The organism is Candidatus Acidiferrales bacterium (assembly GCA_036514995.1).
Lineage (GTDB): Bacteria > Acidobacteriota > Terriglobia > Acidiferrales > DATBWB01 > DATBWB01.
The window spans coordinates 1-25,082 of the sequence record DATBWB010000092.1 but is presented as its reverse complement, the minus strand read 5'-3'; the positions used below and the strand labels follow the sequence as shown (position 1 = coordinate 25,082).

Annotated in this window: 24 protein-coding genes, 1 tRNA gene and 1 other RNA gene; 13 read left to right on the top strand and 13 right to left on the bottom strand. The window is 61.0% G+C overall.

Annotated elements, in window-relative coordinates; all coding sequences use genetic code 11:
• Window positions 1-11: 11 nt before the first annotated feature.
• The 3 genes from VIH17_06505 to VIH17_06495 all read right to left on the bottom strand — a co-directional run bounded on the left by VIH17_06505 (window position 12) and on the right by VIH17_06495 (window position 1,328).
• Complete coding sequence (locus tag VIH17_06505) at window positions 12-680, bottom strand: ankyrin repeat domain-containing protein (GenBank protein ID HEY4682885.1); 669 nt, start codon at window positions 678-680, stop codon at window positions 12-14.
• 55 nt (window positions 681-735) lie between these two features.
• A complete protein-coding gene (locus tag VIH17_06500) occupies window positions 736-1,131 on the bottom strand; it encodes a hypothetical protein (protein ID HEY4682884.1) in 396 nt (131 codons plus the stop codon).
• Window positions 1,132-1,238: 107 nt separating this feature from the next.
• Window positions 1,239-1,328 (bottom strand) — tRNA-Ser (locus VIH17_06495).
• A gap of 82 nt (window positions 1,329-1,410) precedes the next feature.
• On the opposite strand from VIH17_06495, the gene VIH17_06490 reads away from it, so the two are divergent.
• Window positions 1,411-2,379 carry a beta-propeller fold lactonase family protein gene (locus VIH17_06490; GenBank protein ID HEY4682883.1) on the top strand — a complete coding sequence of 323 codons (969 nt, stop codon included), beginning with the start codon at window positions 1,411-1,413 and terminating at the stop codon, window positions 2,377-2,379.
• A 78-nt stretch (window positions 2,380-2,457) separates the two neighbouring features.
• Here the strand turns inward: VIH17_06490 and VIH17_06485 are convergent, their stop codons facing one another.
• Window positions 2,458-2,970, bottom strand: a complete 513-nt coding sequence (locus tag VIH17_06485; GenBank protein HEY4682882.1) for a hypothetical protein — start codon at window positions 2,968-2,970, stop codon at window positions 2,458-2,460.
• 360 nt (window positions 2,971-3,330) lie between these two features.
• Here VIH17_06485 and VIH17_06480 point away from each other — a divergent pair, with 360 nt between their 5' ends.
• The 12 genes from VIH17_06480 (at window position 3,331) to VIH17_06425 (ending at window position 17,365) form a co-directional block, all read left to right on the top strand.
• Complete coding sequence (locus tag VIH17_06480; protein ID HEY4682881.1) at window positions 3,331-5,367, top strand: transketolase; 2,037 nt, start codon at window positions 3,331-3,333, stop codon at window positions 5,365-5,367.
• Between the two features lie 44 nt (window positions 5,368-5,411).
• Complete coding sequence (locus VIH17_06475) at window positions 5,412-5,639, top strand: hypothetical protein (GenBank protein ID HEY4682880.1); 228 nt, start codon at window positions 5,412-5,414, stop codon at window positions 5,637-5,639.
• 137 nt (window positions 5,640-5,776) lie between these two features.
• An RNA gene (ffs, locus tag VIH17_06470) (signal recognition particle sRNA small type) lies at window positions 5,777-5,874 on the top strand.
• Between the two features lie 47 nt (window positions 5,875-5,921).
• Window positions 5,922-7,718 carry a DNA polymerase III subunit gamma/tau gene (dnaX, locus tag VIH17_06465; GenBank protein HEY4682879.1) on the top strand — a complete coding sequence of 599 codons (1,797 nt, stop codon included), beginning with the start codon at window positions 5,922-5,924 and terminating at the stop codon, window positions 7,716-7,718.
• 4 nt (window positions 7,719-7,722) lie between these two features.
• A complete protein-coding gene (locus VIH17_06460; protein ID HEY4682878.1) occupies window positions 7,723-8,049 on the top strand; it encodes a YbaB/EbfC family nucleoid-associated protein in 327 nt (108 codons plus the stop codon).
• 115 nt (window positions 8,050-8,164) lie between these two features.
• Window positions 8,165-8,764, top strand: coding sequence for a recombination mediator RecR (gene recR, locus VIH17_06455; GenBank protein HEY4682877.1), 600 nt, complete (start codon window positions 8,165-8,167; stop codon window positions 8,762-8,764).
• 54 nt (window positions 8,765-8,818) lie between these two features.
• Window positions 8,819-9,529 carry a hypothetical protein gene (locus VIH17_06450; protein ID HEY4682876.1) on the top strand — a complete coding sequence of 237 codons (711 nt, stop codon included), beginning with the start codon at window positions 8,819-8,821 and terminating at the stop codon, window positions 9,527-9,529.
• Between the two features lie 37 nt (window positions 9,530-9,566).
• Complete coding sequence (locus VIH17_06445) at window positions 9,567-10,160, top strand: hypothetical protein (GenBank protein ID HEY4682875.1); 594 nt, start codon at window positions 9,567-9,569, stop codon at window positions 10,158-10,160.
• Between the two features lie 6 nt (window positions 10,161-10,166).
• Window positions 10,167-11,957: an ABC transporter ATP-binding protein gene (locus tag VIH17_06440; protein ID HEY4682874.1), complete on the top strand. Its 1,791-nt coding sequence runs from the start codon at window positions 10,167-10,169 to the stop codon at window positions 11,955-11,957.
• Between the two features lie 9 nt (window positions 11,958-11,966).
• The gene (locus VIH17_06435) at window positions 11,967-13,862 is read left to right on the top strand and encodes an ABC transporter ATP-binding protein (protein HEY4682873.1); all 1,896 of its coding nucleotides are present in this window, start codon (window positions 11,967-11,969) and stop codon (window positions 13,860-13,862) included.
• A 104-nt stretch (window positions 13,863-13,966) separates the two neighbouring features.
• Entirely contained in the window at window positions 13,967-15,118 is a 1,152-nt protein-coding gene (lpxB, locus tag VIH17_06430; GenBank protein HEY4682872.1) for a lipid-A-disaccharide synthase, read from the top strand.
• Between the two features lie 273 nt (window positions 15,119-15,391).
• On the top strand, window positions 15,392-17,365 hold the full coding sequence (locus VIH17_06425; protein ID HEY4682871.1) for a M1 family aminopeptidase: 1,974 nt from the start codon (window positions 15,392-15,394) through the stop codon (window positions 17,363-17,365).
• 102 nt (window positions 17,366-17,467) lie between these two features.
• Here VIH17_06425 and VIH17_06420 read toward each other — a convergent pair whose 3' ends face one another.
• From VIH17_06420 to VIH17_06380, 9 genes are all read right to left on the bottom strand, one after another.
• Complete coding sequence (locus VIH17_06420; protein ID HEY4682870.1) at window positions 17,468-18,598, bottom strand: SAM-dependent methyltransferase; 1,131 nt, start codon at window positions 18,596-18,598, stop codon at window positions 17,468-17,470.
• Between the two features lie 5 nt (window positions 18,599-18,603).
• Window positions 18,604-18,882 carry a hypothetical protein gene (locus VIH17_06415; protein ID HEY4682869.1) on the bottom strand — a complete coding sequence of 93 codons (279 nt, stop codon included), beginning with the start codon at window positions 18,880-18,882 and terminating at the stop codon, window positions 18,604-18,606.
• Between the two features lie 95 nt (window positions 18,883-18,977).
• Window positions 18,978-19,421 carry an arsenate reductase ArsC gene (locus VIH17_06410; protein HEY4682868.1) on the bottom strand — a complete coding sequence of 148 codons (444 nt, stop codon included), beginning with the start codon at window positions 19,419-19,421 and terminating at the stop codon, window positions 18,978-18,980.
• Entirely contained in the window at window positions 19,418-19,948 is a 531-nt protein-coding gene (locus VIH17_06405; protein ID HEY4682867.1) for a macro domain-containing protein, read from the bottom strand. Before VIH17_06405 ends, VIH17_06410 begins: the two co-directional genes overlap by 4 nt.
• Window positions 19,949-20,085: 137 nt before the next feature.
• Window positions 20,086-20,937 carry an amidohydrolase family protein gene (locus VIH17_06400; GenBank protein ID HEY4682866.1) on the bottom strand — a complete coding sequence of 284 codons (852 nt, stop codon included), beginning with the start codon at window positions 20,935-20,937 and terminating at the stop codon, window positions 20,086-20,088.
• A 12-nt stretch (window positions 20,938-20,949) separates the two neighbouring features.
• Window positions 20,950-21,969 carry an FAD binding domain-containing protein gene (locus tag VIH17_06395; protein HEY4682865.1) on the bottom strand — a complete coding sequence of 340 codons (1,020 nt, stop codon included), beginning with the start codon at window positions 21,967-21,969 and terminating at the stop codon, window positions 20,950-20,952.
• On the bottom strand, window positions 21,950-24,286 hold the full coding sequence (gene hcrA, locus VIH17_06390) for a 4-hydroxybenzoyl-CoA reductase subunit alpha (GenBank protein HEY4682864.1): 2,337 nt from the start codon (window positions 24,284-24,286) through the stop codon (window positions 21,950-21,952). Before hcrA ends, VIH17_06395 begins: the two co-directional genes overlap by 20 nt.
• Window positions 24,287-24,288: 2 nt before the next feature.
• Window positions 24,289-24,786 carry a (2Fe-2S)-binding protein gene (locus tag VIH17_06385; GenBank protein ID HEY4682863.1) on the bottom strand — a complete coding sequence of 166 codons (498 nt, stop codon included), beginning with the start codon at window positions 24,784-24,786 and terminating at the stop codon, window positions 24,289-24,291.
• Between the two features lie 64 nt (window positions 24,787-24,850).
• Window positions 24,851-25,082, bottom strand: a 232-nt coding sequence (locus VIH17_06380; GenBank protein ID HEY4682862.1) for an ArsC/Spx/MgsR family protein, incomplete at its 5' end; no start/stop codon positions are given.

Genomic DNA, 25,082 nt, shown 5'->3' with positions numbered 1-25,082 from the left:
TCAAGGCGGCTCTAATCTGTCGCGCCGTGCTGGCGGAGGAGGTTGGCTGCCTCACTGCGCTGCTTTTCGAGGGCGAGCGCAAGCGGCGTCCTGCCGTCGTCCATCCGGGCGTTCGGGTCGCCGCCGCGATCGAGCAAGAGCTTTACCATCCGAGGATCGCCGTTCGCCGCTGCCTCGTGCAGGGGTGAGTAGCCCTGTCCGTATCGGTGATTGACGTTCGCCCCGGCGGCCAGCAGCGCAGCGGCGATCTCCCTGTCACCATGTGCGACCGCTCCGGTCAGCGCGGTATATCCGGTGGCGTTGCGCGAGACGGCGTTCACGTCCCCTCCGCGCGCCAGCAGCACGTCCACGACGTCCCGGCGGCCGAAGAACGCCGCGAGGCCCAGCGGTGTGAAGCCATCGTGGGAGTATGAATTGACAGAACCGGGGTCTCCTTCCAAAAGCGCCGTCACACGCGCCTTTTCGCCCACAGCCGACGCTTCAAAGATATCCAATCGAGCCCCCCGGGCAATCAGGAGTTCCGCCACCTCCTTGCGGCCATAGTAGGTCGCAAGGAGGATGGCTGAGGCACCCGTCTCGCTCCTGGCGTTGACAAGGGAGGAGTCGCTCTCGATCCGATTCCTCACGACGGGCAGATCGCCTGCTTTTACAGCTTCAAGAAATTCCTCTGTTGCATTCATGTTTGCGGCCTTCTAGCCTGAAGATTGCTTTTCCCAGGGATCAACTGTTCTTAGCTTAGGCTGTAGTGCCCAGGCCGCCTGGCCCCCTCGCCTTCCTCACCTGACGGACCCTCAAGTAGCCTCCCAGCACCACAGCGGACACCATCACCACCATGTTTGCGATCTGATACCAGAAGGGCTCCTGCCCCGCCGAAGCAACCATCGAAACGATGCCCATCAACACCGAAAAGACGGCTAGGGCCATTGCGTGCTTCATCTCGGAATGCTTGGCGATCATGGCGGTTACATATCCTCCGACGACGGCGAAGACGAAGCCGTAACCGAGACTAAACAGCATGAACCCATCACTCGGTGGCGTCACCTTTCCTCGGAACCAGATCGCGAAGAGAGCCATGATGGCGATTGCCATCACCAGGTATCCCACAATCACGGAGAGAATGCTTCTGCCCATCGTCCAGTTACCTCCTCCCAAAGGTTGAAAGATTGAAGATCCGGTTGTGAACCCGAATCGGAGGGCGAGCCCTTCCCCAGTGCCGGAGCCATGAGCCATACGGTTCATGGCGGAGAGGGTGGGATTCGAACCCACGGTAGGCGTGAACCTACACACGCTCTCCAGGCGTGCCGTTTAAGCCGCTCACGCACCTCTCCGCTTCCCCCGACGATAACAAAAGAGACTCAGCCCGGCAAGCCGGATGGTAAGATGCCCATCGCAAGAAGAGGAGAAGAAAACATGATGCTGGCAAAGGAATGGTTTGCGGTTTTTGTCTTGCTGCTTCCCTTGCCGCTCCTGGCGGGGTCATCGCTGCTGGTGCTCAACAAAACCGACAACACCGCTGTTTTTGTCGATGCCAGGACTTACGAGGTGGGCGCGAAGTTGCCGACGGGCGCCGGGCCGCACGAGGTTGCGGTTTCACCCGACGGCCGCCTGGCCTACGTGGCCAACTACGGCACGCGCGATAACCCGGGGCATACGCTCACGGTGATTGATATCCGCGCGAGAAGCGTTCTCCGCACCATTGACCTGGGGGAATTTCGCCGGCCGCACGGCATTCACGTCAGCCGGGACGGGAAGCTCGTCTGGGTTACCTGCGAAGCCAACCAGTCGGTCATCGGGGTGGACGCGGCGACCGGCAAGGTCGTAGAAAGTTTCTTGACCGGTCAGGAGGTGAGCCACATGGTGGTGCCCTCGGCCGATGAAAACAAACTCTACGTTGCCAACATCGGCTCAGGCACGGTCAGCGTGGTGGACAGGAAAACCAAGGTGGTCAAGAACCTTGTCACCGGCAAGGGCGCCGAGGGCATTGACCTGTCCCCTGACGGGCGCTGGGTCTGGGTGACGAACCGCGAGGCAAATACCCTCTCCGTCATCGACGCAGCCAACGACGCGGTCACCGCGTCATTTCCCTCGGGCGGTCTGATGCCCATCCGGGTCAAGTTCCAGCCCGATGGCAAGGCGGCGCTGGTTTCTCTTGCCCGATCGAACAAGGTCATGCTCTTCGACGTTGCCACCCGCAAACCGATTGACGAAATCGAAGCCGGCTCGACACCGGTCGGGATCCTCGTCACCCCCGACGGCCAGCGAGCATTTGTCGCCAATACGATGTCCAATCACATCTCCGTGATTGACCTCAGTACCGGGAAGGTTGTCGCTACTTTTTCGCCCGGGATCGAGCCGGACGGCATGGCCTGGGTGCCGTAGGAATAATGACGGAGGCCACGGTCAGGCGGACACAGACGCGGTCTTGCCGTGAACCTCCGGTCGCCAATAATCTCCCCGTCACCCGCGGTTCTTCTCGGCTTCTCTCACCTGGTGCTTGGCCTCGGAGATAGCCTCCCTGGCCTTCTCCTTGTTCACGCCAAGCGATTGCAGGGTTTCACCGAGGCTCATGGTTTTGAGCCCTTCCAGCACTGCCGCGCGATCCAGGTTCAGGTTTTTTGAGACAACAATGGCTGAGGTGAACTGACCGAAGTTCTTGGCGCCACTCGACTGGTAGAGCTCTTGAAGCTGCTGGGAATTGAGGCTGGTGGTCTTTTCAAGCATGCGGAAAGCGCCGCCATTGATCTGAGAATCCCTGAGCGGCTGTTGGGTCATCTCCCTGTGTGATGGCCGGTCCATTGGCGAGCCTGGCCGCCCCATTTCCGGCCTTCCGCCGGGACCTCCCATCGGATGCCCGCCCGGCTTGCCCTGACCTCCGCCCTGACCACCGCCATGTCCCTGCGCCGCCAGGCTGGCGGCAAAAGGCAGCGAGATGACCGCTGATAGAACCGCCACCACAAATTTGTTTCGCATTCTTCTTCCTCCTCAAGGGATGGGCTGAACTCATTGAATAGATGCTCATGGTCGAGGTGAGGTTGCTAGGCAGGTGGAAACTCGCTGGCCAGACGTTGGAGCATTCTCCCTGAAGGGCACAGCCATTTCGGGTTAACCACTTGGCAGCCCGGTGCGAGTATGCGAACATAATCAGGCTGGCCGGTATCGGCCGGTTTGCCCACCGGTTCCTCCTCGCCTGTACGGCGAGGTCGTCGCCCGCACAAGCAGGACAAAGCCGCCCCATTTTCAGCATGGCTCGCACATGCCCGGATGGCTCACGAGCCTGCGGGGACGATTGCTTTGTTTTCAGGTGATTTGTTCTCAGGAGGACACAAGACCATGAAAGTCACCGGCGCGAACAAAACGCTTGGTCCCAAATTGAGCCTCGACGAACTCCGAGAGGCGGCTTATGAGATGCGGGCATTTGATCTGATTGACATCTTTGCGGCTGGATCGGGTCATCCCGGGGGCACGCTTTCGATCATGGACGTCGTTGCGGCACTCTATCTCAATGTTCTCAACCACAATCCCCGTGACCCGCTCTGGCCGGATCGCGACCGGGTATTTTTCTCGGCCGGCCACAAGGCGCCCGCGCTCTATATCGGTCTTGCCAAGTCGGGATATTTCCCTCTCGAAGATACCGTCCTGTTGCGGCAGCTCGGCTCCGGCTTTGAAGGTCATCCCAACTGGCTGAAGGTGCCCGGCGTCGAGGTGTCCAGCGGCTCGCTCGGTCAAGGACTCGGGATTGCTGTGGGGAATGCCCTGGCCGGGAAGCTCCTCGGCCGCTCCTATCGCGTCTATTGCATCATGGGAGACGGCGAGCAGCAGGAAGGAAACATCTGGGAGGCGGCGATGGCCGCCGGCCATTACCAACTCGACAATCTTACCGGCATCGTGGACAAGAACGAGTTGCAGATTGACGGTTGGGTTCGCGACGTGATGAACATTGATCCCATCGCTGAAAAGTATCGAGCCTTCAACTGGCACGTGCTGGAGATAGACGGCCACAACATGGAGGATATCGTAGCGGCGCTCGAGAAGGCCAAGACGCTCGTCGGCAAACCGACTGTGATCATCGCCCATACGGTCAAAGGCAAGGGCGTTTCCTTCATGGAAAACGAAGCCGGCTGGCACGGGCTGGCGCCCAACAAGGAGCAGTTTGAGAAGGCGATTTCCGAATACAGCGTCCCCGCCTTGCCGCGCGAACGCATTGACGCTCTGCTCGAGAAGGCGGCCAGAAACGCCAGCCAGGTGGCTCGCCGGGCAAAAGATTCCATCCCCAAGTTCAGCCGCGATTACTGGTGGAACGCACAAGCGAACATGAAGGTGGAGATGGACTCGACGCGCATGGGTTTCGGCAGGGGCCTGGAGATCGCCGGCGCCGACGAGCGGGTGGTGACCATTCATGCCGATATTTCCGGCTCCATCCGGATCACCGATTTTGAAGCCAAACACCCGGAGCGGAAGAAGCGCGTCTTCAGCGTGGGCATCGCCGAGCAGAACATGACGGGAGTGGCTGCCGGCTTGGCCAAGGAGGGATTGATTCCGGTCACCGGCACGTATGGCGTCTTTGCTTCCGGGCGATGCTGGGACCAACTGCGAACCACCGTCTGCTATTCCAACCTGAACGTCAAGATTGCCGGCGCCCATGGCGGCATCTCGGTTGGACCGGACGGAGCCACGCACCAGTCGCTCGAAGAAATCTCCCTGATGACCATCCTGCCGAACATGCACGTTGCCGTACCGTGCGATTCCATCGAGACGGAGAGGACAACCATCGCGTGTCTCCTGGACATCGTGGGGCCGGCCTACATCCGCTTTGCCCGGGAAGCCACGCCCATCGTCACTACCAGGGATACACCCTACCTGTTTGGCGTCGCCAACATCCTTCGGTATCGAGGGGAAAAGCCGCGATTCCTGGAGGCATTTGAGACCTGCCTCGCCTCCGGCTATCCGAGCGAGGAGGAAGACGTGAGCATCATCGCTTGCGGGCCGATGGTGCCGGAAGCCATGCGGGCGGCTTGGATCCTCAAAGAAAACTTCGCGATCGAAACCCGCATCGTGAATATGCACACCGTGAAGCCGTTGGACACCGAGGCGGCGGTGCGGGCCGCCGAAGAGACGCAAGTGGTGGTGACCGCCGAGGAGCACCAGGTGGGAGGCTTTGGAAACATCATCGCCGGAGCCATTCTCAGGTCGCGCCGAAAATTCTCAAGGCCGCTCTTGTTTGACATGGTCGGCGTCCAGGACAGGTTCGGCGTCTCCGGAAAACCCTGGGAGCTGGTGCAAACCTTTGGCCTCACCGGAGAACACATTGCCGCCAAGGCGAAGTCGCTTTACGACCAGAAAGTCAGAGCGGGAGTCAAGCCTTCATGACCCGGTGAGACAGCTAGGGACAACGGTTGCCAGGGGAGGAATTTATGCTCGCCGCCATCGAATGCCGTCGCTGCCACAAGACCGTACCGCTGGACGATTACCTCGGGGAGCACCTTGTCCCCGCCGATGAAATTTGCCTCGAATGTGAAAGAAGATCGGCGAGTGCCTGCCGTGAGTGCCAGGCCTATTGGATTTCGGCCAATTCCAATTTTGCCCGCGAGTGCGAGGCCTGCGGCGGCACCAATGCCCTCTTTCTCATGCCGCGCTGGTAAGCGGCACGATCGCCGATGCTCTCTCCTCCTGCCCCTCCGTGTCTTTGTCTCTTTGCTTTATGCCGGTTCTCTTGCGCACCCCATAGGTGCGTGATAGCATGCCGGACGTGCGAGTTTCGGCTTGCACGGCGGCGAGACTTCGGGCTCTGTGCAACGGAACCCCGTGAAACCCGCCAGGTCCGGAAGGAAGCAACGGTAGCGGGTCCTTCCGTGTGCCGCAGAGGACCCGAAGTCTTCAACCGCCCTCCGGACTCATTCCTTGCCCGCATTCGGGCCTGACCCATGAGCTATCAGGTGATCGCCAGAAAATGGCGGCCGCAGACTTTTGACGAAGTCATCGGCCAGGGCCACGTCACGCGAACGCTCAAGAACGCCATCCTCCAAAACCGCCTGGCTCATGCCTACATCTTTTCCGGCGTGCGCGGCGTGGGCAAGACCACCACTGCCCGCATCCTGGCCAAAGCGGTCAACTGCGTGAACGGCCCGAACATCAGCCCCTGCGGCCAGTGCCCGTCTTGCCGCGAAATTGCCGCCGGCAACGCCGTGGATGTCCTTGAGATTGACGCCGCCTCCAATCGCGGCATTGATCAGATCCGCGAGCTGAGAGAAAACGTTCGCTACTTGCCCGCCCGCGACCGCTACAAGGTTTTCATTCTCGATGAAGCCCACCAGCTCACCGAAGACGCCTTCAACGCGCTCTTGAAGACGCTCGAGGAACCGCCTCCGCACGTCCTTTTCATCCTGGCGACCACCAAGCCGGACAACTTGCCGCGAACAATTCAATCGCGTTGCCAGCATTTCCACTTCCGTGCGCTTGCCTATGGCGAAATCCTGGAGCTCATGGCCGACATTGCCGGGAAGGAAAAGATTCCCATCGCGCCCGGCGCGCTGGCCGTGATTGCGCGCTCTGCCGAGGGATCGATGCGCGACGGCCTTTCCCTCCTCGACCAGGCCATCGCCTACTGCGCCGGCGAGGTCACCGAGGCGGAGGTGCGCCAACTGCTCGGCGTGGTCGAGGAGGAAGTGCTCGACCAGCTCATTGAGGCCACCCGCAGTCAATCGAACGAGGTGGCGCTCGAGCTGGTGGATCGGCTGGTGCGAGAGGGGCAGAACCTGGAGCACTTTGTTCGTGAGGCCATTCGACACGTCCGCAATCTGTTGCTGGTGAAGGTTTGCGGCAGCGAGAGTGAGTTGATCCAGGCGCCGCCGGATGGGCGTCCTCGGCTCGCCGAGCAGGCGGAAAGCTTTTCCGAGGAGGACCTGGCGCGTTTCTTCCAACTCTTGATGCGGACGCACTACGATCTTCGGGGGTCGCCCGAGCCGCAACTCCATCTTGAATTGGCTCTTTTGCGAATGGTGCAGAGCGGGCGGCTCAAGTCGCTCGAAGAAGCGCTGGCTGAGCTTCGCGGGGAACCGGCAAGGACCGCTTCAGCAAAAGCCCCCTCTTCCGGCCGCGAGCCCGATGCGGGCGAGCCGGGCCGGGGCAAAGCAAGCGCGACGCCCACGGGCCCGCCGGCTTCGCTCAAGTCTGCTCCGGCCATCGAAGCCGGCCGGGCAGCGGGTCAGGAAGCCGTATCGGCGGTACCGGTGATGTCCGGCGGCGCCGCTGCTGCCGCCCCTGCCCCGGCACCCATCCCGGAAGCGGCCCTTGCCCCGCTGTATGGGGGCGAAGGCTTCGGGACGGCTGCGGCGCTCGACCGGGCGTCGCCGGTCAAGGAAATTCAGCGGTTGGCTTACTCGCGATCAAAATTTCTCGGCGCCATCCTCGAGCAAGCGCGCCGCTGGGAGATGGATGCAGGCGAGCTTCGACTTTTCTATGCCAAGGAAAAACACGCCCTTGCCGAAATGCTTCAAGGCCGTGAACACGTGGAAACATTACGTCAGATCGCCGGCCAAGTTTTGGGAGAGCCTCAGAGGATTTGTGTTAGACTGGAGGCCGGGGAGAGAGCAGGAGTGAACCCGCTTCAAGGCGAGCTGGCGGCTCGCGTCGAGCAAAACCCGGTCGTCCGAATCATGCTCAAAAGTTTTGGCGGACGGATCTCGGAAGTCACCGAAAACCACGACCCCACCGAGGAATAGAGAAATGGAAACGCGCAACTTGCAGCAAATGCTCATGCAAGTGAAAAAGATGCAGGAGCAGATGCAGAAGCAAATTGACGAGCTGGAAGTGGAAGCTTCGTCCGGCGGTGGGATGGTGGTGGTCAAGATGAACGGACAAAAACAGCTTCGCACCGTCCGCATTGATCCCGAACTGATGAAAACGCCTGACCTGGAAATGTTGCAAGACCTTGTTCTCGCCGCGGTCAACGAAGCCAGCCGAAAGGTGGACGAAGAGCTCTCCAGCCGCATGGGCAACCTGACGGGCGGTCTGGGCGGTCTGGCCGGCCTCAAGATACCGGGACTTTTCTAAGGCCGTTCCAACTTGGGTTACCTCGAACACATTGACAGAAATGAGAGACATGGCAAGGATGGAAAGCTAACGCCTTCCGCCACGCCGCCCAAGCGCTTGTCGTCCAGCTCCGTCCATGCCTGACTACGCCGAACCGATTGCGCGATTGATTGACGCGCTCAAGCGCCTGCCCGGCATTGGGCAGAAATCCGCGCAACGCATTGCCTTCCACATCCTGCGGACTCCCGATGCGGAGGCCGGCGCGCTCGCCGACGCCATTCGCGAAGCCAAAGAGAGAATCCGCTATTGCTCCGTCTGCAACAACATCACTGATGTGGATCCGTGCCTCTACTGCTCCGGCGTCTCGCGGGCGCGAAATGTCATCTGCGTGGTGGAAGAGCCGCCCAATATCCTTTCCATCGAAAAAACGCGGCAGTTCAACGGGCTCTATCACGTCCTGGGCGGCGCCATTGCCCCGCTGCAGGGGGTAGGGCCCGAGCAACTCAAGATCAAGAGCCTGCTCGAACGATTGAAGGGCGGCACAGTGCAGGAGATCATCGTCGCCACCAATCCGACGGCCGAGGGCGAAACGACTGCTGTCTATCTCTCTAAGCTCCTCAAGCCGCTCGGCGTCCGCGTTACCCGCATTGCCATGGGCATTCCCGTCGGCTCCGACATTGATTTCGCTGATGAAGTCACCATGCTCAAGGCCATCGAAGGTCGCCGGGAGATCTGATCCCCGCCCGTCAACCTTCGCCCCGCCCGGCAAGCTCCGCTATAATGCTCTGCCATGTCGAATTATGCCTACGCCGGATTCTGGCTGCGCGGTTTGAGTGAAGCCAACATGCTGGAGGACTTTCGCAAATTTCTCGAGCTCTTCCCGAGTTCGCCGGCGCGGCCCGGGTTGCACTCCCTGACCATCCGGGCGGTGGATGCCGCGCAGACCGCGCTCCTCCAGCGCGACTTTCGCCTCGAACCCATGCGGCCGGACGAATGGCTGGAAGTGGCTCAAGAATTTCTCCACGACGATAGCTCCTACGAGACGACGGCCTTCTGGGATCTTTGGACGCTTTCCCGCACCGCTGAAACGTGGCAATGGCGGCTGGAGGCGCAACCCGTCGAGCTCGTCTGCCATGGCCCCGCCTACGATGATGGGGTTTATCAAGAGCTGGGATACTTCCACCTCGTCGCCGGCCCGGAGCACCTGTTTGTCGGGCGGGCCGGGCTGCTTCCGGCCCATGCCGGCGCTTCTTCCCTCCACTCCCTTCAGGGCAGGCCTTCAGGGCTTGCCCTCGAAGAGGAGACGCGGTTGGTGAGTTACATGAGCGATGAGGCTCACCGCCGCGAATACTTGACCAAAACGCAGGAGAACATTCGCCGGCTGCTCGGTTGGGCGCGAAAGGTCGAGCGCTCCCTGCCGGTAGAGCGCATGCTCCTGTGGTCGGAAGGCGAGGAAGATTTCCGCGAGCGCATCGAATCCATCCTTGCCGCGGCGGGATGAGACGTCCGGCAGGCGCCGGCGTAGGCTATAATTTGAAATGCACAAGCATTCACGAGAAATGTCGTTCTTGTTGATGGGTTTGCTCGCGGCGCTGGCCGCCTGCCAAAGTGACCCGCCACGCTTGAAGCCGCTGCAACCGGCCGAACCCAACCCCATGCTCGAATATCAAGCGGCGAGCGAAGCCGCACTCGGCCTGCCGAGTGAGATTCTGGCAGCGGGCGACCTCGCCGGGAACGGCACGGTTCAGATCCTGGCCATCCAGGGCGAACCGATGGGCAGTTCAGGGGCGGAGCGCAAGATCTGGCGAGCAGCGCTGCTGGAAAAGCGCGCTGACCGCTGGCAGGAACTCTTGCGCGCTGACCAACATCTAAAAAACGGACGCGGCTACCTGGGGGCGACCCCGGCTGAAGGCGCCGCTGCATGGACACTGCGCTTGGAGCGCGGCTCCGGCGGAACGACGCTCCTTTTCACGCCGCTGTTGGCAGGCAGGTTGGACCGCAAGCCGATTCCGGTACGATGGAATCCAGCCGTAAGACGCTACCAGGCGCTGGACGCGGCCGGCAAAATGTTTCTCGCCGACCGGGCCGCGCTCGCCGCCGTCAAAATGGATTTGCGCCGGGGCAAGCGGTAGAGATCTATGTCCTCGAATCAAAACATCCCACAGTCAGCCAAGGGTTCGCGCTGGAAGCTGCTCCGCCCGCTCGGCGTTTACCTCCGGCGCTACCGCCGCGGGGTGATCGTCGGCTTCCTTATGCTGCTTTGCTACCGCGGCTTTGACGTGGCTTTTCCGCTGGTTCTGGGCCGCGCCATCGATGTCATCAAGCAGCAACTTACCCGTGAAGCGCTGGCTCATTATGCCCTTTTGCTCATCGCGCTAACCGTCGGCAAAGGGTTTTTCCTTTTCTGGATGCGCTGGATTTTGATCGGGGTCTCGCGCGACATCGAATATGACCTGCGCAACGATCTCTTCGCCCACCTGGAAAAATTGACGCCGCGTTTCTACGTGCAAAACCGCACCGGGGAGTTGATGTCGCGTTGCACCAACGACTTGAGCGCCGTGCGCATGCTGCTCGGCCCGGGGATCATGTATTCGGCCAACACTGTCGTTGCCTTCGCCGCCGCCATTCCCCTGATGCTTCACCTTTCCTGGCGGCTGACGCTCTTCCTTTTGATTCCGATCCCACTTGTCTCCCTGGCGGTGCGCCACTTCGGCCGCGCCATCCACGACCGCTTTGCTGAGATTCAGGCTTCCTTGGCCGCCATCAGCGCCCGCGTCCAGGAAAACCTTGCCGGGGTGCGAGTGGTGCGCGCTTTCTGCCAGGAAGAAGCTGAGCTGGAATCGTTTCAGAACTTGAACCGCGAATACATCGAGCGCAATCGCCGCCTGATACGCGTCCAGAGCATGTTTTATCCGGCTCTGATGATCCTCATCGGCGTGACCTACCTGATGGTGCTGTGGTACGGCGGCCGGCAAGTGCTTGCCGGGCGGCTCACGATCGGCATGTTTACCGCCTTTACCGGATACCTCTTCATGCTGAGCTGGCCGATGATCGCCCTCGGTTGGGTGGTCAATCTGCTCGAGCGCGGCTCAGCCGCGATGGGCCGGATCCAGTACATTCTCGAGTCCGAGCCGGAAATTGCCGACCGGCCCCGACCAGCCGGGGCGCCGGCCGCCGAACCGATTCGTGGCGAAATCGAGTTTCGCAAGCTCAGTTTTTCTTACAACGCGGTTCCGATTTTGAAAAATATTAGCCTGAAGATCGCTGCCGGGGAAACGGTGGCCATCGTTGGCCCGACCGGCTGCGGCAAATCCACGCTGGTCAGCCTCATCGCCCGCCTCTACGACGCCCCGGAAGGGGCGCTCTGGCTCGACGGCCGCCCCATCACCGACTATCCCATCGGGGAACTGCGGCGCGCGATCGGCTTTGTGCCGCAAGAGACATTTCTTTTTAGCGAGACGGTGGGCGAGAACATCGCCTTTGGCCTCCCCGATGTCTCTCCGGAGGCGGTCGAGAAAGCGGCCGAGATCGCCAGCATCCACGGCGACGTCGAGGACTTTCCCCGAAAATTCGACACCATGGTCGGCGAACGCGGCATTACGCTCTCCGGCGGACAAAAACAGCGGACGGCTCTGGCTCGCGCCATCTTGCGCGACCCCAAGATCTTGATCCTCGACGACGCTCTTTCCAGCGTGGACACCCAAACCGAAGAAAAGATTCTTCGCCGCCTGGCAGAAATCTTGCGCCTGCGGACGACGATCCTGATTTCCCACCGCGTATCCACGGTGCGCCACGCCGACCAGATCGTGGTTCTGCGCCATGGCGAAATTGCCGAGCGTGGCACGCATGAAGAATTGATTGAGCGCGGCGGCTACTACTACGACCTCGACCAGAAGCAATTGCTCGAAGAGGAACTGGAATCCGCCTGAGGCAGGGTGATGGCAGAGCACGGAAACTATCACGAAGAAGAGGCGCTCGGCAAAGCCTACGACCATCGCCTGATGCGCCGGCTGCTGCGCTACCTGCGGCCTTACCGGTGGCAGGTTGCTTTTGCCCTGGCAGTCATTATCGTGGATTCGGCGCTCCAGGTGATTCCACCCTTGCTGACGATGATCGTCATTGACCGCTACCTCGGCGGCAGCACCGGTGCTCCGCGCCTCGACCCCTTCGCCGTTTTCCTCCGCGACCAGGCCCAACACTTTCTGAGCGCAGATCCCTGGGTGGGCTTAAGCCAGGTCGCCGGTTTGTTGCTCCTGACCCTGTTCCTGGCCTTCTCCTTCGAGTATGCCCAGACCTACGTCATGCAGATGGTTGGCCAGCGGGCGATGTTTGACATGCGAAGCGAGATTTTCCGTCATTTGCAGAGGCTCGATCTCGCCTTTTACGATCGCCATCCGGTCGGGCGCTTGCTGACGCGCGTCACCACCGACGTGGATGTCCTCAACGAGTTATTTGCTTCGGGAGTGGTGGCGATTTTCGGCGATATCTTTACTCTTGCTTTTATCGTGAGCGTGATGCTGGCCATTGACTGGCGATTGGCGCTGGTCACGTTCGCGGTGGTGCCGCTCATCTTTGCGGTGACGATGGTATTCCGGCGATACGTGCGGGATGCCTTCCGGCGGGTGCGCACGGCGGTGGCGCGCATCAACGCCTTTCTTCAAGAGCACATCAGCGGCATGGTCGTCGTGCAGCTTTTCAACCGGGAAGAGCGGGCAGCGCGGCAATTTGACCGGATCAATCGCACACACCTGAAAGCCTTCAAGGACACGATCCTGGCGCACTCCCTTTTCTATCCGGCGGTCGAGTTCCTGGGAACACTGGCGATTGCGATGATCTTGTGGTTTGGCGGCGTGGCGAGCCTGAAGAATCCAGACGCGGTCTCGCTCGGCATCATTATCGCCTTCACCCAATATGCCCGCCGCTTTTTCCAGCCGATTCAGGACCTGAGCGAGAAGTACAACATTTTGCAATCAGCCATGGCCAGTTCGGAGCGCGTGTTCACGCTCCTGGACACTCCGGTGAAGATCGCTTCTCCACGCGCGCCACAAGCGCTCAGCCTGACCGGCGGGCGGGTGGAGTTTCGCAATGTCTGGTTCGCCTATCGCGACCATCCGGCGACCGGGGAGCCGGACTGGGTGCTGAAGGACATCAGCTTTGTCGCCGAACCGGGAGAGACGCTGGCGCTTGTCGGGCACACCGGCGCCGGAAAGACCACCATCATTCAGCTTCTCCTCCGCTTCTATGACGCCCAGCGGGGCGAGATTCTGCTGGACGGCGTGAACGTGCAGGAGGCGGATCTGCGGGCGCTGCGGGAAAATTTCGGAATCGTGCTTCAGGACCCTTTTCTTTTTTCGGGCACCATCGAAAGCAACATCCGCCTGGGAACCGGGTGGGTGACCGAGGAAGATGTGGCTCAGGCGGCGGAAGAGGTTCGGCTCGGCGACTTTATTGAAACGCTGCCCGGCCGCTTTCAGGAAGAAGTGAAGGAGCGCGGGGCAACTCTCTCTGTCGGGCAGCGCCAATTGCTTTCCTTTGCCCGCGCCCTCGCCCACGATCCCCACATCCTGATTCTCGACGAAGCCACCTCAAGCGTGGATACCGGAACGGAGATGCAGATCCGCGAGGCGCTCGCGCGGCTCATCGAGGACCGGACTTCGATCATCATTGCCCACCGGCTCTCGACCATTCAGCGCGCCGACAAAATCCTGGTCCTGCACAAGGGCCGGTTGCGCGAGACGGGCACCCACCAGGAGTTGCTCGCCCAGCGCGGCATCTACTATCGCCTGTATCAACTGCAATACAAGGATCAGGAGATTCCTGTCGGGGACGATTAGAGACGCGCGTCCCTGTCATCCGAGGGCTGGGCATACCCGGCCGATTGAGATATGTTTCTGCCTGCCCCGATGGGAGCGGGGCCGGCGTCCCGCGGCACCCTGGTATGAATCCTTCGGCGCTCATTGTTTCCGGCGAGGCCTCCGGCGAACGCTACGGCGGCATGCTGGTGCGCATGCTTCGCCAGCGTTTGTCGCTGGATTGGTTCGGCCTGGGTGGCGACGAAATGCAAGCGGCGGGGGTCGAACTGCTTGTCCATGCCCGGGAGCTTGCCGTCGTCGGCCTGAGCGAGGCGATAGCCGGCCTGCCCAAGTTCTTTCGTGTCTTCCGGCAGATCCTGCGACAGGTGGATCGGCTCCGACCGCGCTTCGCCGTACTGATCGACTTCCCGGACTTCAATCTTCGTCTGGCGCGGCGGTTGAAAAATCGCGGCGTGCCGGTGGTTTACTTTGTAAGCCCGCAGCTCTGGGCGTGGCGCCCCGGGCGCATCCGTGCCTTGAAGCAGACCATCAGTCACATGCTTTGTATTTTCCCGTTTGAAGAGCCGCTTTATCGCGATGCCGGTGTGCCGGTGTCCTACGTCGGTCATCCCCTGGTGGACATCGCCCGGCAAACGAAAAGCCGTGAAGAATTTTTAAGCCGGCAGGATCTCAAGCTATCGCGGCCGGTGGTTGCCATGCTCCCGGGCAGCCGTCTTCGAGAGATCCGACATCATCTCCCCATCCTGCTGGAGGCGGCCGCGCAACTCGAAGCAACCCACCGCGTTCAATTCCTTCTCCCTCGGGCAAGCACGGTCGAGGCCGGCGCCCTGGTTCCCTTCCTCCGCGCCCATCCGGTGGGGGATCGCATCCGAATCGTCGAAGACGACATCTATAATTGTTTGGGCTCGGCCGACCTGGCCATTGTTTCGAGCGGCACCGCCACCGTGGAAGCGGCGCTCCTCCGAACACCGATGATTGTCATTTATCGCGTTTCCCGGGCAAGCGCAGCGGTTCTTCGCCGGTTGGTCCGAACGCCCCACTACAGTATGGTGAACTTGATCGCCGGCCGGTCGGTCGTGCCCGAGCTCATCCAGGAAAAGTTCACGGCTGACGCAGTAGTGCGGGAGACGGCTGCCCTGCTCGATTCGCCTGAGGCTCGAAAATTCATGCAGTCCAACCTGGCTGAGGTGGCGCGCAAGCTGGGTTCGGCCGGGGCGATGGAGCGGGCCGCAGCGGTGATTACGACCCTTTTTGCTCCGGCGGAGACTCGGCCCTAGTGCGCTTCCGGGCCTCAAGAGTCCGCGTGAAAACTCGCGTGTCTCGTCAGGGCAGGGCGCAAGAAGAGGAAGGTACCCAGCCCAGGCACTCGACCCCAAGCGCCGAGCCCCCAGGCACCTGCCTGGGGGACGAAGAACGAACCCGGTGGCGGGCGCCACCGGGCTCGGCATGGATGGGTTTTCACACAAACTCCTCAAGCCGGGAGAAAGCAAGAGCAACTCGAAGCCGCTGATTTTGTGTCATACAATGGGGTTTTGGAATCGAGGTCGAGGATGAAACGTTTTCGCAGAGCTTTCCTGGCAATCATCGGAATCGCTGCAGCGGGCGTTTGGTCGGCGCAGGCCCAAACGCAAGCTCCGGCGCGCAAGCCGGCGGTTCTGGCCGAATCCTACGTGATCGAAGCTGAGCTCGTGCCTGAGCGCCACGAATTGACCTCGCGCGCGCGGGTGGACCTGCTGGCAAGCGAAACCGCCTCCACCGCAGTCTTCCAACTCCACCCGAATCTCAAGGTGAGCCGGGTCACCGACGCTGCCGGGAAGTCGCTGGTGGATGAGCGCCTTGCCGAGGATACCTTTAGCGTGCAACTCGGGCAGCCGCTGGCTGCCGGACAACGGGGAACCATTTACGTGGAGTACTCCGGAACTTTTTCCGGCGAGAGAGCGAATCGCGCGCCCAAACTGGCTTACATCGGTCCCGAGGGTTCCTATCTGCTCTATGCGGCCCGATGGTTTCCGGTCACCGATTGGTCCGCCAATCGTTTCAAGGCAGAGTTCCGCATCAGCGTTCCCGCCGGAATGACCGCCGTTGCCCCGGGCGATGTCATCCCAAACCCGGGAGCGGCCGTAGGCAAGTCCATCTTTGCGTATCGCTACGACATCGCCGCCCAACCCGGCACGTTGGTTGCCGGCGTCTATCAGCCAACCCCCGTTCAGGCCGAGGGACTGGCGGCCACGTTCTATTTGAAACCCGAGCACGCCGCTTTGGCGGCACCCTACGGTGAGGCGGCGGGCAAGATATTCAGCTTCTTTTCTGACCGCTTTGGCCCGCTTCCCTGGCGCCATCTTTCGATTATCGAAATTCCAGACGGCTCCTTGCCCAGTTTCAACGCCCCCGGGCTGGTGCTATTTGCCGAGCGGAGTTGGGACCCGAAGGTGAACTACAAGCTGCTGGCAAGGGAGGTGGCGGCGCAGTGGTGGGGCGGGCTCGTCCGCCCGGCGACGCCAGCCGATGCTTGGCTGGGCGACGGCCTGGCTCGCTATGCGGAAGCTCTCTACGTGCAACACCTCGCCGGCGACATGGCGCTCTCCCAAATGCTGGATGATTTCATCATCGGCGCGCTCCTGCACGAAGACGCCGCTCCGGTGGCTTCCGGGCGTCTCAAGGAATTCACTCCTGAATACCGGTCGGTGATCGTGAACAAGGGCGCGATGATCTTTCACATGCTTCGTGGTGTATTGGGCGACCCGATGTTTCTTGACGTGCTCCGCACTTTCTTCAGCAACTTTGCCAACCGCTCCGCCACCACCAAAGATTTTCAGGAGATCGTCAACCGTGCCACCGGCCAGGACCTGAATTATTTCTTCGCCGAGTGGCTCTACTCAACCGGCATTCCCAATTTGTCCACCGACTATGTCATCTATCGTACTCAAAAGGGGTTCAAGGTGGTCGGAAAGATCAACCAGGATCTGGATATATTCCGCATGCCCATTGAAGTCAAGATCGAAACGGAGGGCAACCCCGAGACAAGAAAGGTGGAAGTGATCGGCACCAGTTCCGACTATATCATCGAGACATTCGGTCGCCCGAAGACCATTACCCTCGATCCGAACAACAACATCCTGAAATGGAATCCGGGGTTGCAAGTGCGGGTGGCGGTGGCGCGGGGTGAGGAGCTGGTCGAGCAGAGCCAACCCTACGAAGCGGTCCGCGAGTATCAGAAAGCGCTCGATGTCAATCGGAACAGTTCGCTTGCCAACTTCCGCATCGGCGAAGCCTTTTTTGCCATGAACAACTACCAGGCTTCGGCCAACGCCTTCCGCGAAGCCCTCAACGGAGACCTTACCCCCAAGTGGACGGAAGTCTGGTCCCACATTTATCTTGGAAAGATCTACGATCTCACCGGCTCGCGCGAACGGGCGCTGCGTGAATACCAGAAAGCCCTCGACACCAATGACAATACCCAGGGGGCGCAAAACGAAGCCCAACGCTGGCTGAACGAACCTTACAAAGCCGTAAAAATCGGCTAGCCCGTTCCAACTGGTTCGAGCTATTTCCCGTGCATCTCGTTCCAACAAGTAGGAACGGCGCTTCCCGCCCGCATCGAGCTTCCGCCCGGCCTGCGTTTCCCATCAAATCCCTGCCAATCCGCTGAGACTTTGCGGCACCAGGCCCTTTTGTTGGATCAGCACGCGAAAGGTTTCGCCCATTCCTTCCGGGTAGATCAGCGTTTTGAGCTGGAGCCGCGCTCGATAGCGATCGGTTTCGGACTGGCCCTCGTCGTACAGATCGGCGAACTCGTTGCCACGCCCCAACGCCATCAGGAATTGCATCTGGCTCGCAAGGCCGGCCAGCTCAAGACCGTTTTCTCTCCCCGCCTCGATGAGGGCAGTGAAATTGACGTGGTGGGTCAGGTCCTGCTCGCCGGGAGACTCCAGAAGGCGCCCGTGCGCCCGATGCTGCCGGTAAGCCATGAGAGTTCCCGAGAAGTGGCGCTCGTCGAAAAGTTGGTTGGCGAGGTATCCGTAGTCAATCGTCAGCACAAAACCGCGCTCCAGTCGTTGCCCGACGTCCGCCATCCATGCCAGTGCGCAAAGATCCGCCTCGGCACGTTGCCCTTCGGCAAGTTGAATCCCGAAACGAGAGAAATATTCCCCGAGAGCCGAACTCGATGGCTCGGAGACAGTCTCCGCCAGTTCGCCATCTCGCGTCGAAACAAAAACCTCCTGCATCCGGCCAGCTTCCTGCGCCACCACGTGCACGGGAAACGAGTCCACCAATTCGTTCGACAGAACACAACCCGCGACCGGCCCCGCCGGCATCCGCGATTCCATCACCATTCGGCCGGCGGCAAGATGTTCGCCCAACTGCTTCTCCTGCTCTGCTCGAGCCGCCGGGGAAGGCTCCACCGAAACATAGCGCGCGACACGATAGATTTCGGGGCGCTTCCGCGAGAGCCACGCCAGAATGGCCTCTGCCAGCCGGCCGTTCCCCGAACCCGCCTCCATGATCGAAAAAGGGTCGGGCGAACCCAGGATGGTCCACATCTCGGCAAGCTGGCTGGCCATCAGCCGCCCAAACACCGGGTGCAACTCCGCGCTGGTGTAGAAATCGGCTGCCTCTTCCCTCTGTTTCATGTAGTACCCGTGCTGCCGGTGATAAAGGCAGGCCTCGATAAACTCGCAGTAGGTGATCGGCCCGGAGCGGCGAATCTTCTCGATGATTTCGGCTTCGAGCGGCGTTCGCAGACGCGTTTGAACCATCGCCGCTAATACTCTTTCATCTGAGGATTCCGGTTGAACATCTCAACGACGTAATCGTGAAGACAGTCGTAGAGCTGGCGCTGAAAATTCCAGGGGAACTGCGAGCTTTCAATCTCGCGGGGCAGGAGTTGAAACCGGTAGCGGTGCACCTCCACTCCAGGCGGCTTGAACCGAATCTCGACTTCGATGCGCTCGCCTGCCGGCTCGGCGCTGAAAGCAAAGAGAGGATGCTCGTAGCGCTCCAATTCCCTTCGCACCTTCTCGACCAGCTCGTGCCCTTCCAACTATTTGCTCCTATGAGTTCCATTCTGTCGCGATGCTGGTGGGAAGCTGCCGTCTTCCTTCCTTCTTAGCCCTCTCAAGTTGGAACGGCGCTGGTTCACGGTGCCGCCTCGGCCGGGAAGGTCTGCCCGGCCCAGTCCCGGATTCGCTCTTCGATACGGTCCCGCACCCGCCGGAAGGCTTCGGCTTGGTTCTCCTGGTCAAACTCCACCGGATCGGGAAAAGGCCAATGGAGCCGGGCCCGCTTGCCGCGAAGGTTCGGGCAGGCAGTTGCCGCCGAATCGCACAGCGTAATCACGTAGTCGAATTCACCCGCAAGCTCCTCCACCGATTTGGAATGCTGGTGGCGGATATCAATGCCGCGCTCCGCCATCACCTCCATCGCCAAGGGGTGAACGCGCGATGCAAACGTTCCGGCGCTCGAAACTTCCATATGTTCCGGCAGGATGGCGCGAGCCAGGCCCTCCGCCATTTGGCTGCGAGCGGAATTGGCGGTGCAGACAAATGCGATGCGAACGGTTCGGGCGCGATCGGGGGTCATGGTTTCTCAAACTTCGGCCGCAGCTCGTGCCATACTTCTTCAAATGTCTTGAGGGCGTCGGAGTCGAAGAGAACAAAATAAATTCGCTCCACAGGCGTTGGCGATTCAAAATGTCTCGCAACCTCTTCCAGCATAATTTCAGCGCATTCGCGCAGCGGAAAGCCGGCGATTCCGGTGCCAATCGCGGGGAAGGCGATGGTGTGAATTTGATTTTCCTTGGCGCGCCTCAAGCTGTTGCTGGTGGAGGCGCGCAAAGATTCGCGCGTCGTCAGCCCTCCCAGCCGCATGCTGGCCGCGTGAATCACGTAGCTGGCTTTCAAATTGCCCCCCGAGGTAACCGCTGCCTCGCCTATGGAAATCGTGCCGATCTGGTCGCACTCCTTCTGAATCCGGTCGCCACCCTTGCGCCGAATCACCCCGGCCACCCCGCCGGCGAGTTGGAGGTCATTGTTCGCGGCGTTGACAATCGCCTCCACCTGCATTTCCGTCAGGTCGCCCTGCATCAGGATGATCCTGTTTTCGAGCATCGTTACTATCTCTGGCGCGACGATTTATCGTTATGATAGCAGAATCGCTGCTCATGGACGCAGGAGTGCCGGTGAGGACGCCGCTCGGGCCGCCTGAGCAGCCAACTGAATACCAGGGGAAGCAGGTTCGAACGGGACTACAGAGGAAAGAGGGCTGCGGCATTGTCATAGAAAATCATGCTCTTGGCCTTGTCTGAAAGATTCAGCCGGCAAATGGCATCCATGTTGGCCGGCATGCTCGCCACCGATGGCCCGGGCCAGTCCGAACCATAGAGAACCTTCCGGGCGATCTCTTCCAGTCGCGGGAAATACTCGAGCAGCCGGTGCGGCGGAATGCTGGAAATGTCCATCCAGACATTCGGATGACGGCGGACGATAAAGAAAGCGTTGTTCATCCAGAGGGGCCGGCCGCCATGAGCAAGAATGATTCGGAGACGCGGAAAATCCACGGCGACGTCGTCCACAAAGAGGGGATCGGCATAGATGTTCCGCGCCCCGGGGAAGACGGACGTGCCGGTGTGAAACATCACCGGCAGGTTATGGTGTTGCGCTCGCTCGTAGATCGCCGCCTGAGTGCCCAGCCCCTGCCGGTATTCATTGGGGTAGAGAAGCTGGTGCGGCGGGTGGACCTTGAGCATGCGAATGCCCAGAGTGACCAGGCGATCCACCTCGCCAGCCGCGTCAGAAACATACCGGGGATGAACGGAGCCCACGGCGATCAGTCTCTTGGGAAATGGCGCCGCGTACTTGGCCACCCAGTCGTTGACTTCAGGCGTGAAACCGATCACGTCGGGGCTGACGTAGTTGATCAACGCCGCTCGCTCCACTTCGATAGAGTCGAGCAAAGCGACAAACTTGGCCGGGCTCCGGAACCATTCGACCAATTGGTCAAAATCCTTTCGCCCGCGCCGGATCAGTTCCAGCGCCTCCGGCTTGAACATCTCGAGCGGCTGCACGTGAACGTGCAGATCGATGACACGATACGACATGTAAGGTCCAAGTCAGGCCCGAGGGCCATCGCGCCAGACCGCTTCCAGGGCGCGGCGCGTGTACACTTTCAAGATCTCGCGGCGGTACTCCGGAGTGGAAGCTGAAGTCGTCAGCGGCTTGCCCGTGCGGGCTGCCATGCGGGATGCTTCCTCAAGCAGTTCATGGCTGATTCGCTTGCCGGCAAGCAGGCTGCCGACCTCCCGGATGAGTAACGGCGCCGGGTTGACCGCAGTGAGCGCCACTCGCGCATCCCGGCACGTTCCACCCCGGTCCGTCTTCATGGCGGCGGCCACGCCCACCAGCGGATAGTCAATCGAATTACGAATGCGAAACTTCTTGTAGCAGCCGCGGTAGCCAGCCATGCGAGCCGGAAGATAGACGGCTGTCAGCAACTCCTCCTGCTCCAGATGGATGCGATCCATCCCGTCGTTCCTGTAGAACTCATCCAGGCGAACGCGGCGCCGGCCACCCACGCTCGCGATTTCGGCCTCGCCATCGAGGGTGAGCAGCGCCGGAGCGGTGTCACCCGACCAGACGGCCCAGCAGCGCTGCCCCCCCGGCGCCACGTGGCAGATGGAGCCATCCTTCTTGAGGCAGAAGCCGCACGCATGGCGCCAGAAAAAGGACTGGTTATACCACCGGCAGCGCGTCTCCAGGCACAGGTTGCCGCCAATCGTGCCCATGTTGCGCAGCAACGGGCTGGCAATGGTGGCGGCGGCTTCCGACAACACCGGGTAAGCGGCCCGCACCGCTTTCGCTTCAGCAACCTCGGTGATGGTGGTCAACGCGCCGATGCGCAGGCCGTCGCTGGCCCCCATTAGATCGGGGCTGGCCGAAGAGCTGATGCCGGAAAGTCCTGGTAGGCCCTTGATGTCCAGCACGAATCGTGGCGAAAAAAGCTTCATGCGCAAATTCGGAATCGCATCCGTCCCGCCGGCGATCACCATGGTGTCCCGGCCGTGATCGGCCAGGAAGCGCAAGGCTTCTTCCAGTGTTTCCGGACGAACCAGCTCAAATTCCGGCAGGCTCATCTTTTTGAGTGCCTTTCGACTGCTTCTCTTTTTCCCGAAGCGCTTTCAGAATCTTCTCCGGCGTGATCGGCAAGCTCTTGATGCGCACGCCGACCGCGTCGTAGATGGCATTGGCCACCGCCGGGAGCGCGGCCGCTAGCGATCCTTCCCCGGCTTCCTTGGCACCCATCGGGCCCTCGGGGTCCACTGACTCGACAAGGATGGTCTCAATCGGCGGCGATTCGAGCGTGGATGCCGTGCGATACTCGAGCATGGAAGGATTCATGAGCCGCCCCTTTTCCCAGATCAACTCTTCCTGCAGGGCTTGCCCGAGGCCCATCCAGACGGAGCCTTGTACCTGTCCCTCGACGCTGAGCGGGTTCAAGGCACGACCGCAATCATGGGCGGCGATGATCCGGTCAACGGTCACCTGGCCTGTTTCCGGATCGACCGTGACCTCGGCAACCTGCGCGCTGTAGCTATAGGCCGGCGATGGCCCCACACCCGCGCCCTTGAATTTTCCCCCTTGTGCCTCCGCCGGCGGCGTATAAGTTCCTTTCGCTACCAGAGCGCGCGCATCGGGCGCGCCGGGAGCGTCCAGGGCGGCGAGGACTGCCTGTTCAAAGCTCATCGCCCTCTCAGGATCGTCAGGGCAAAAGACTCGCTCATCGCGGAAAAGGATGCGCTCGGCCGGACAGGCGAACCGCTTGCCCACCACTTCCAGGATTTGGCGCTTCATCTCGCGGGCAGCTTCGAGACAAGCATTCCCGGCCATAAACGTCACCCGGCTCGAATAGCTGCCCAGGTCCACCGGCGTCAAATCGGTGTCCGCCGCAACCAGTTTGACCCGCTCGACGCTCACCCCCAATTCTTCGGCTACGAGCTGAACCTGAATCGTGTCCGACCCCTGGCCAATCTCGGAAGCGCCGCTGAAGAGAGTGACCGTGGCGTCGCGATCCACCTTGATGTTGACGGTGGTGTGCGGCATGTTCGAGCGAATGATGGGGTTCGCCGCCCCGCTGACGTAATGGCTCCCGGCCAGGCCCATGCCTTTGCCGAAGGGCAACTTGCCTTTCTTCTCACGCCAGCCGGAGCGCTCCACCACTTTTTCCACGCATTCCGGATAACCATAGCTGGTCACCCGCAGGCCGTTCACCGTCATGCAGGGCGCTTGCAGGAAATTGCGCCGTCGAATTTCCGCCGCGTCCATCCCGATCTCCTCCGCCAGCATGTCCAATTGCGACTCGAAGGCAAAGCGCACGTTCACCGTGCCGTGGCCGCGCATGGCCCCACAAGCCGGCTTGTTCGTCAGAACGCGATAGCCGTCATAGCGGACGTTCGGAATGTGATACATCGCGTTCAAGAGCGCGCCGGAATAGAGAATCGTTACCGGGCCGTAGCCGCAATAGGCGCCGCCGTCTTGAACCACCCGCGCTTCCACGGCGGTGATTTTGCCCTCCCGGCTCACTCCTGTTTTCAAGTCAATGATGGTGATCGGCCGGCCGCGATGGGCGTAGAAAACCTCCTCGCGCGTGTAGCATATCTTCACCGGCCTCTGCGCCTTGCGCGCCAGCACCGCCGCGGCAACTTCGACGGAAATGACCTCGCTCTTTCCACCAAAGCCGCCGCCAATCAGCGGCTTGATGACGCGAATCTGGCTCATGGGGAGTTCGAGAACTTCGGAAAGCGTCCGCTGCAGGTAATAGGGAACCTGGGTCGAAGACCACACCGTGAGCCGGCCATCCGCATCAAAGGCGGCGAGCGTCGCGTGGGGCTCCATGGCGGCGTGGGTTACCTCGCTGCAGTAAAAGTGATCCTCACGGACGCAGGCGGCCTCAAGAAAACCCTCTTCCGGGTCGCCAAAGACATGGTGATATTCCTTTTCGATATTGTTGGGCTTGTCGGCGTGCAGCCGGTGCTCGGCGGCTTTCATGGACTCGATGGGATCGAAAAAGGCCGGCAGCGATTCATAGTCCACTTCGATCAATTCCAGGGCTCGCTCGGCCGTGGCCGTGTCCACCGCGGCGACCCCGGCAACGTTGTCGCCGATGTAGCGCGCTTTGTCAGCCGTGAAGACGCACTCATCATGGCCAATGGGCAGGATGCCATAGGGCCGGGGCACATCTTGCCCGGTGGCGACGGCATGGACCCCGGGGAGCGCCTCAGCCTTTTCGGTGTGGATGGCGCGAATGTGGGCATGCGGGTGCGGGCTATGTAGAATTTTGCCGACCAGCATGCCGGGCAGCTTGAGGTCATCGGCATACAGGCCGGCGCCGGTGACTTTCGCGGGCGCGTCAAGCATGGCGAGGCGTTTGCCGATAGTAGTGAACTCCGCCACGCTTACCTCCCTACCGCCGCTTCCCGATGGATGCGCATCAATTGGATGGCTCGATCGATGGATTCGAGGATCTGTGTGTAGCCCGTACAGCGGCAAAGGTTGCCGCCGAGTGCCTGGTTGATTTCCTCATGGCTGGGATTCGGGTTCGCTTCAAGGAGGGCTCGCGCGGTAATGATCATGCCCGGGGTGCAAAATCCGCACTGCGCTCCGCCGGCTTCGCAGAAACCGCGCTGAAGCGGGTCGAGCTGCCCCTCTCGCGCGACGCCTTCAATCGTCGTGATCTCGGCCTCCTGGTAGCTGGCCGCCAGCATCACGCAGGAGAGCATCGGCATGCCGTTCACCAGGACGGTGCAGCAGCCGCAGCTTGAATCATCGCAGCCGCACTTCGTCCCGGTGAGGCTGATCTCCTCCCGAAGCACCTCAAGCAGGGAGCGATTGGGGTAGATCGCCAGGTCATGGGCTTGGCCGTTAATGAGCTGCCGGATGAGTTGCTTGTTCACGGCGCTGTGTCCTTGAACTCATCTTGCTCGTGAGCCCGCCCCGCCGTGGCGGGACAGAGTTACGCTATGAAGCCATTTCCGCATAGCGCTTTTCATCGAACCCGAGCACGATCTCTTTGCCGCGGGCCAGAATCGGCCGCCGGATCAAATTCGGTTCCTTCATCATCATCTCGATGGCCCTGGCGCGCGATGGCCGATTTGTCTTCATGTTCATGGTTCGATACAGCTCGTTCTTCGGATTGAGGAATTCCCGGTAGTCGCGCTCGCCGATCAGCGCCTCGAGCTCGGCCGCGCTC

Excerpts from the sequence above, each read along its gene's own strand:
- VIH17_06505 (HEY4682885.1), bottom strand. The coding sequence starts at position 680 with ATGAATGCAACAGAGGAATTTCTTGAAGCTGTAAAAGCAGGCGATCTG.
- VIH17_06500 (HEY4682884.1), bottom strand. The coding sequence starts at position 1,131 with ATGGGCAGAAGCATTCTCTCCGTGATTGTGGGATACCTGGTGATGGCA.
- VIH17_06490 (HEY4682883.1), top strand. The coding sequence starts at position 1,411 with ATGATGCTGGCAAAGGAATGGTTTGCGGTTTTTGTCTTGCTGCTTCCC.
- VIH17_06485 (HEY4682882.1), bottom strand. The coding sequence starts at position 2,970 with ATGCGAAACAAATTTGTGGTGGCGGTTCTATCAGCGGTCATCTCGCTG.
- VIH17_06480 (HEY4682881.1), top strand. The coding sequence starts at position 3,331 with ATGAAAGTCACCGGCGCGAACAAAACGCTTGGTCCCAAATTGAGCCTC.
- VIH17_06475 (HEY4682880.1), top strand. The coding sequence starts at position 5,412 with ATGCTCGCCGCCATCGAATGCCGTCGCTGCCACAAGACCGTACCGCTG.
- dnaX (HEY4682879.1), top strand. The coding sequence starts at position 5,922 with ATGAGCTATCAGGTGATCGCCAGAAAATGGCGGCCGCAGACTTTTGAC.
- VIH17_06460 (HEY4682878.1), top strand. The coding sequence starts at position 7,723 with ATGGAAACGCGCAACTTGCAGCAAATGCTCATGCAAGTGAAAAAGATG.
- recR (HEY4682877.1), top strand. The coding sequence starts at position 8,165 with ATGCCTGACTACGCCGAACCGATTGCGCGATTGATTGACGCGCTCAAG.
- VIH17_06450 (HEY4682876.1), top strand. The coding sequence starts at position 8,819 with ATGTCGAATTATGCCTACGCCGGATTCTGGCTGCGCGGTTTGAGTGAA.
- VIH17_06445 (HEY4682875.1), top strand. The coding sequence starts at position 9,567 with ATGCACAAGCATTCACGAGAAATGTCGTTCTTGTTGATGGGTTTGCTC.
- VIH17_06440 (HEY4682874.1), top strand. The coding sequence starts at position 10,167 with ATGTCCTCGAATCAAAACATCCCACAGTCAGCCAAGGGTTCGCGCTGG.
- VIH17_06435 (HEY4682873.1), top strand. The coding sequence starts at position 11,967 with ATGGCAGAGCACGGAAACTATCACGAAGAAGAGGCGCTCGGCAAAGCC.
- lpxB (HEY4682872.1), top strand. The coding sequence starts at position 13,967 with ATGAATCCTTCGGCGCTCATTGTTTCCGGCGAGGCCTCCGGCGAACGC.
- VIH17_06425 (HEY4682871.1), top strand. The coding sequence starts at position 15,392 with ATGAAACGTTTTCGCAGAGCTTTCCTGGCAATCATCGGAATCGCTGCA.
- VIH17_06420 (HEY4682870.1), bottom strand. The coding sequence starts at position 18,598 with ATGGTTCAAACGCGTCTGCGAACGCCGCTCGAAGCCGAAATCATCGAG.
- VIH17_06410 (HEY4682868.1), bottom strand. The coding sequence starts at position 19,421 with ATGACCCCCGATCGCGCCCGAACCGTTCGCATCGCATTTGTCTGCACC.
- VIH17_06405 (HEY4682867.1), bottom strand. The coding sequence starts at position 19,948 with ATGCTCGAAAACAGGATCATCCTGATGCAGGGCGACCTGACGGAAATG.
- VIH17_06400 (HEY4682866.1), bottom strand. The coding sequence starts at position 20,937 with ATGTCGTATCGTGTCATCGATCTGCACGTTCACGTGCAGCCGCTCGAG.
- VIH17_06395 (HEY4682865.1), bottom strand. The coding sequence starts at position 21,969 with ATGAGCCTGCCGGAATTTGAGCTGGTTCGTCCGGAAACACTGGAAGAA.